A 5,913-nucleotide genomic window follows, 5' to 3' on the forward strand; every position below is an offset into this window, starting at 1 on the left:
GCCCCCGAGCCCGGCGGCCGGCGTGTGCGCCCCCGGGCCCGACGGCCGCGCGTGCGCCCCCGGGCCCGCCTCTCGGCGTGCTCCGGGGGCGCCCGGACCGTCGTCTCTCCCGGTCCCTGCGTCGGCCACCTTTTCAGCCGTCGCCCGTCAACCGCCCACGTACCAGCTGAAGCCGCCGCTGCTGGCGGCCACGGCGAGGAGCACGAGCCAGAGCACCACGGCGACGATGCCGAGGATGATGCCGGCCTTCGCCATCCCGGCGCCGTTCTTCACGGCGGCCTGCCGGTGGGCGATGGCGCCGAAGATGATGGCGAGCGGGCCGAGGATGATGTTCAGGACGAAAAGGCCGACGATGCCGCAGCAAAGGCTCGCGATCGCAAGGCCGTTGGTGCGCGATCCGGAGGACGCAGCAGAGGGACCGCCGTAACTCGTCATGTGGGACTCCCGGTTGTCGGTGACCCGGCCCGAGCGGGCCGCGCCTTGACTGCTTGTCACGTGAACCCCGAATGCCCCGACACCGCGATGCCATGTCCATGGCTCGCCGGGCAAAAAGCCCCTTGTCGGGATTCCGGCGCCCCCGGCCGCCCGAAGGCGCTCACAGTGAGTGACGGAACGTGCCCTCCGGGTCCGGTCCCGAACGCTCACATGGGTGCGGCCGGACGGGGCACCTGTAGTCCGTTCACCAGCGAAGGGAGCCGATCATGGTAGTTGTCGCCGTCATCGCCGTATGCGCGGCCCTGGCCGTCCTGGCCTTCCTCGTCCCCCGCCTGTCCCGGCACCCCGAACGCGGTACGCAGCGCACCCTCGGCGCCGGGGCGCGGGCCGGCGGCAAGGCGCCCGGAGCCCTGGGCCGGCTCCTCAGCAAGCCCTTCCACACCAGCTCACGTGCGGTGAGCCGCAGCGGTTCGGCGGGCCGGCGCTCCCGTGGCCGCATGCCCTTCTGACCGGCCGGGGCACGAGCAGGAGAGCGAGCCGGACCATGAACGCAGAAGACGCGGACCAGCTGCTGGACGGGCTGACGGTGGACAAGCGGCGGCGGGAGCAGCCCATCGTGCTCGACGCCGACGGCAACCCCATCCGGACGTGGCGGGAGAACCACCCCTACGACCACAAGGTGAGCCGCAAGGACTACGAGCGGACCAAACGCGTCCTCCAGATCGAGCTGCTCAAGCTGCAGCGGTGGGTCAAGGACACCGGCGCCCGCCTGGTCGTGGTGTGCGAGGGGCGGGACGCGGCGGGCAAGGGCGGCACGATCCAGCGGCTCACCGAACGGCTCAACCCGCGCGGCGCCCGCGTCGTCGCCCTCGACAAACCGACCGAACGCGAGAAGGGGCAGTGGTACTTCCAGCGGTACATCGCCCACCTGCCGACGGCCGGCGAGATCGTCTTCTTCGACCGCTCCTGGTACAACCGGGCCGGCGTGGAACGCGTGATGGACTACTGCACCAAGGACCAGTACGAACTGTTCCTCGACCAGTGCCCGGCCTTCGAGCGGATGTTGGTCGACGACGGCGTCCTGCTGGTGAAGTTCTGGTTCTCCGTCTCCCGCGCCGAACAGCGCACCCGCTTCGCGATCCGGCAGGTCGACCCGGTGCGCCAGTGGAAGCTGTCACCGACCGACCTGGCGTCGCTGGACCTGTGGGACGACTACACCGAGGCCAAGGTCGACATGTTCCGCGCCACGGACACCCCCCACGCCCCCTGGACCGTCGTCAAGAGCAACGACAAGCGGCGCGCCCGGCTGGAGACGATGCGCAGTCTGCTGTCGCGCATCGACTACGCCAGCAAGGACAGTGCGGCGGTCGGCACCCCCGACCCCCTGATCGTCGGCGCCGCCGACACCCTGCTGGAACCCGGCGAGGAGGACACCAAGCTGTCGCCCACACCGCTGTCCCCCGGCGCGGAGGGCCCGGGCCCGGGCCCGGGCAAGCACCCCGGGCGGGACTGACCCCCGCCACCGCCGCACCCCGCTGCGCGAGCCGGGCGGGCCGAACCAGCCGGCTGCCGCTACGGTTCCTGCGGCTCCTGCGGCTCCTGCGGCTCCTGCGGCTCCTGCGACTGTCAAGACTCGAGGTAGCGCAGGACCGCCAGGATGCGCCGGTTGTAGCCGGTGGCCCGCGGCAGCTCCAGCTTGTCGAAGACGGCGTTGAGGTTCTTCTCCACGGAGCTCAGCGACAGGTGCAGCTTCCCGGCGATGGCCGTGTTGGTGAACCCCTGCGCGAGGGCCTCCAGCACGCTGCGCTCGCGCGGGGTCAGCCGGGCCAGCGGATCCCCGTGCGTGGTGCGGACCAGCAGCTGCCGTACGACCTCAGGATCGATGGCGGCCCCGCCCGCGTGGATCCGCTCCAGGGCGTCGAGGAACTCCTCGACCTGGGCCACCCGGTCCTTGAGCAGGTAGCCGACGCGTTCGGCGCTGGAGGAGAGCAGCCGGGCCGCGTAATTCCGCTCGATGTGCTGCGAGAGCACCAGCACGCCGACGTCCGGGAAGCGCTCCCGGATCTCCACGGCCGCCCGCAGCCCCTCGTCGGTGTGGGTCGGCGGCATCCGGATGTCGGCGACGACGACGTCCGGCCCGAGCTCATCGACCTCCGCGAGCAGCGTCACCGCGTCGTTCAGCGCCGCCACCACCTCGTGGCCCTCGTCGGCGAGCAGCCGGACCAGGCCCTCCCGCAGCAGGGTCGAGTCCTCGGCGAGGATCACGCGCACGGCAGCTCCGCGGAGACGAGTGTGGGTCCCCCGAGGGGGCTGTCGATGTGCAGGACGCCGTCGAGGGCGCCCACCCGGCCGCGCAGCCCGGCCAGCCCGCTGCCGGACGGGTCCGCGCCGCCCCTGCCGTCGTCCTCGACCCGCACGGCGAGCCGCCCCCCGGTGAGCGCCACCCGCACCTCGACGGCGGTGGCCCCCGAGTGCTTGGCGGCGTTGGTGACGGCCTCGGACACCACGAAGTAGGCGGCGGTCTCCACCGGCCGGGGCAGCGGCGCGCCAACCTCGTACCGGAGGCGCAGCGGGAGCGCGCAGCGTTCCGCCACGCCGCCCAGCGCTTCCCTCAGGCCGAGGCTGTCGAGCGCCGACGGGTAGACCCGCCAGGCCACTTCGCGCAGTTCGGTGAGGACGTCCCGGGACTCCTCGTGTGCCTGGAGCAGCAATGCGTCCGCCCGTTCCGGGTCGCGGCTGCGGCGGGCCCGGCCGAGCAGCATGGCCAGCGCGACCAGGCGCTGCTGGACCCCGTCGTGCAGATCGCGTTCGATGCGCCGGCGCTCGGCGTCCACCGCCCGCACGACCGCGGCCCGGCTGGCGGCGAGGGCCTCGATCCGTTGCTGGAGCACTTCCCGTTCGGAGGGGCCGAAGCACTCCCGGACGGCACGGGCGTCCAGGGCGGCGAGGGAGCGCAGGCCCTGCACGTCGAGGAAGAGCAGCACACCGCCCAGCACCGCCTGCGTGAGCAGTTCGCCCCAGCCGAGGCTGCCCCGCACCACCCCGGCCACCAGGACGCCCGCCAGCACCGCGCCGAGACCGAGCAGCCCGAGCACGACCGTGCACAGCAGCCCGGCGAAGCAGCGGACGGCGAGGCAGCGCAGGATCCGGTGGCCGTCGGCCCGGAACCCCTCCGGGAACCGGTCGCCGAAGAACACGGTGCGGCGCAGCCGTTCGAGCCCCGCCAGCCGGCGCGCCCCCGCCATGAGGGCCCGCAGGGCGTGCGCGCGGGTGCGCGGCCACAGCAGGAAGGCGCCGAGGGCGGCCCCGGTGACCAGGAAGTAGAGGGAGCCGAGCAGGGCGGTCGCGCAGCCGAGCAGCACACCCGCACTGCGGCGCGGCCAGGAGGCGAGCGGCGCACCCGGACCGCGGCGCGGCAAGGAGGCGGGCGTCGGCACGGTGCTCCGGCCCGCGACGGGGTCCGCCGACGTACCGAGGCCGTCCGCCGACGCGTCAAGGATGTTCGCCGACCCGCCGGGGGCGTCCGCGGAATCGTGAGGCACGACGTCGGCTCCATCCTCGTGCACGGCGGACGAGCCTAGTGCGGCCCGACGACCCCGGGCAAGATCGTCACGAGCGGTGGCACGGCGACGCCCCGAGCGCGCGCCCGCGGAGAAGGGGAGCCCGCGCATCAGACGCGGCGGTGCCGGGCCGCACCGCGCCCCGCCCTCACCCGCACGGCCACGTACCCGGCGACGGCGAGGAGGCTCACCACGAGGACCCCCTTGCTGAGGACACCGACGTACGCCCCGACCTCGTCCCACTGCTCCCCCAGCCAATAGCCCGCCAGCACCAGGGCACTGTTCCAGACCAGGCTGCCGAGCGCGGTGAGCATCAGGAACAGGGGCATCGGCATCCGCTCGACGCCGGCGGGCACCGAGATCAGGCTGCGGAAGATCGGCACCATCCGGCCGAGGAGGACCGCCTTGGTGCCGTGCCGGGCGAACCACTCCTCGGTGCGCCGCAGATCGGACGTCTTCACCAGCGGCAGCCTCGCCCACAGCGCGTACATCCGCTCCCGGCCGAAGAGCGCGCCGAGCCAGTAGAGGACGACCGCGCCGACCACCGAACCCAGCGTCGTCCAGAACAGCGCCGAGGCCAGGCTCAACTCCCCCTGCCCCGCGGCGAAACCGGCCAGCGGCAGGATGATCTCGCTGGGCAGCGGCGGGAACACGTTCTCCAGCGCGACGAACAGCCCGGCACCGGGAGCACCCAGCGTGTCCACGAGGTCGGCGGCCCACCCGGCGATGCCGCCCGCCGGTTCCTGGGGCAGCGCGAGAGTCGGACGGTGCATGGTCGGCCTCCAGGGGCGCATCGGTGGGGGCGGGGCGGCTGCCCTCTTCCCCCGCCAACCTAGGAACCGGGGACCGGTGGCGGTACGCGGCTTACCACCCGGCCCGCTGAGGGTCCCCGCACCGCGCACCCTGCGGGAAACCGCAGGGCGGAGCACCGCCGGGCGCCGCCCTGCCCCCGGCCGCCGACCTCTCCCCCCGGCCGCCACCGCGCGATCTGAGTACGGACCTGAGTACGCCCACTCATGCCGCACGGCCGTGACGAGCGCCACACTCCACGGCATGACCCATGTACCGCCACCCCGCGAGGAGTTGCGGATCCTCGATGCGGAGTTGTGGCAACTCGACGCCCGCAGAGCCCAGTTGCTGGCCCGTCGGGCCCACCTGATCCGCCTCCTTCACCCGGCGCTGCCCCCTGCACCGCCGGCCGCTCCGCCCACGGCTCCCCGGCGGCCCGAGACCACCGCGCCCCGGGTGCAGAACGTGCTCCTCGTCCTCGGCGGCATCCTGCTGACCGTCGCAGCGATCGCCTTCACCCTGGTCAGCTGGGGTGACATGGGAATCGTCGGGCGGTCCCTGGTGCTCGCGACGGTGACCATGGCGGCACTCGCCGCCCCCGTGTTCCTGCTGAAGCGCGGGCTGCGCTCGACGGCGGAGACGGTGACCGGCCTCGGCCTGGCGCTGACCGTCCTCGACGCGTACGCGCTGCACGAGGCCGCGCTGAACACCGTGGACGGCACGGCGTACGCGGCCGTCGCGGCGGCCGTCCTGGCCGGGACGTGGTGGGCGTACGGCCGCGAAGTGGGCCCGTTGCGCCTCCCGCCCGTCGCCGCACTGGCCGCCGCCCAGTTCCCCCTCGTCCTGGGGGCGGTGGCAGCCGACGCCGGTCCGCACACGACGACGGCCGCACTGCTGCTGACGGCCGCGTTCGACACGGTCGTCGCCCTCCGGACGTCCACGAAGCACCTGCGCGTCGCCGCCGCCGTCGGCGTGTACGGGGCGGGCGGCTGGGGCGTGCCGGCGGCCTGCGTGCTCTCCTGGGAGGCTGTCGGTCCGGGTGCCGTCGCCCGTTCGGCCGCGCTCCTCGCCTTCGCGGCGGCCGTCGCGCTGTACGCGGCGTGGCGCGTCCCGCAGCGGGGTCTCGCCA

At 73.8% G+C, this 5,913-nt stretch carries 6 protein-coding genes and 1 pseudogene; 3 read left to right on the forward strand and 4 right to left on the reverse strand.

Features of this window, described 5'->3' with window-relative positions:
- Positions 1–147: 147 nt before the first annotated feature.
- Positions 148–435 (reverse strand): DUF4190 domain-containing protein, encoded by a 288-nt coding sequence (locus G3I53_RS07900; protein ID WP_164339020.1) that lies wholly within the window; start codon positions 433–435, stop codon positions 148–150.
- 266 nt (positions 436–701) lie between these two features.
- Here G3I53_RS07900 and G3I53_RS07905 point away from each other — a divergent pair, with 266 nt between their 5' ends.
- Entirely contained in the window at positions 702–944 is a 243-nt protein-coding gene (locus tag G3I53_RS07905; RefSeq protein ID WP_164339016.1) for a DUF6411 family protein, read from the forward strand.
- A 35-nt stretch (positions 945–979) separates the two neighbouring features.
- Positions 980–1,948, forward strand: coding sequence for a polyphosphate kinase 2 (gene ppk2, locus G3I53_RS07910; RefSeq protein WP_164339017.1), 969 nt, complete (start codon positions 980–982; stop codon positions 1,946–1,948).
- Between the two features lie 113 nt (positions 1,949–2,061).
- Here ppk2 and G3I53_RS07915 read toward each other — a convergent pair whose 3' ends face one another.
- From G3I53_RS07915 to G3I53_RS07925, 3 genes are all read right to left on the reverse strand, one after another.
- Complete coding sequence (locus G3I53_RS07915; protein ID WP_343240570.1) at positions 2,062–2,706, reverse strand: response regulator transcription factor; 645 nt, start codon at positions 2,704–2,706, stop codon at positions 2,062–2,064.
- Entirely contained in the window at positions 2,697–3,854 is a 1,158-nt protein-coding gene (locus G3I53_RS07920) for a sensor histidine kinase (RefSeq protein WP_239063667.1), read from the reverse strand. The genes G3I53_RS07915 and G3I53_RS07920 overlap by 10 nt, the downstream gene beginning before the upstream one ends.
- A 251-nt stretch (positions 3,855–4,105) precedes the next feature.
- Positions 4,106–4,768, reverse strand: a complete 663-nt coding sequence (locus G3I53_RS07925) for a DedA family protein (protein WP_164339019.1) — start codon at positions 4,766–4,768, stop codon at positions 4,106–4,108.
- A gap of 280 nt (positions 4,769–5,048) precedes the next feature.
- Here G3I53_RS07925 and G3I53_RS07930 point away from each other — a divergent pair.
- Positions 5,049–5,913 (forward strand): annotated as a pseudogene (locus tag G3I53_RS07930) (hypothetical protein); the annotation flags it as partial.

Origin of the sequence: Streptomyces sp. SID14436, assembly GCF_010548465.1 — a bacterium.
Lineage (GTDB): Bacteria > Actinomycetota > Actinomycetes > Streptomycetales > Streptomycetaceae > Streptomyces.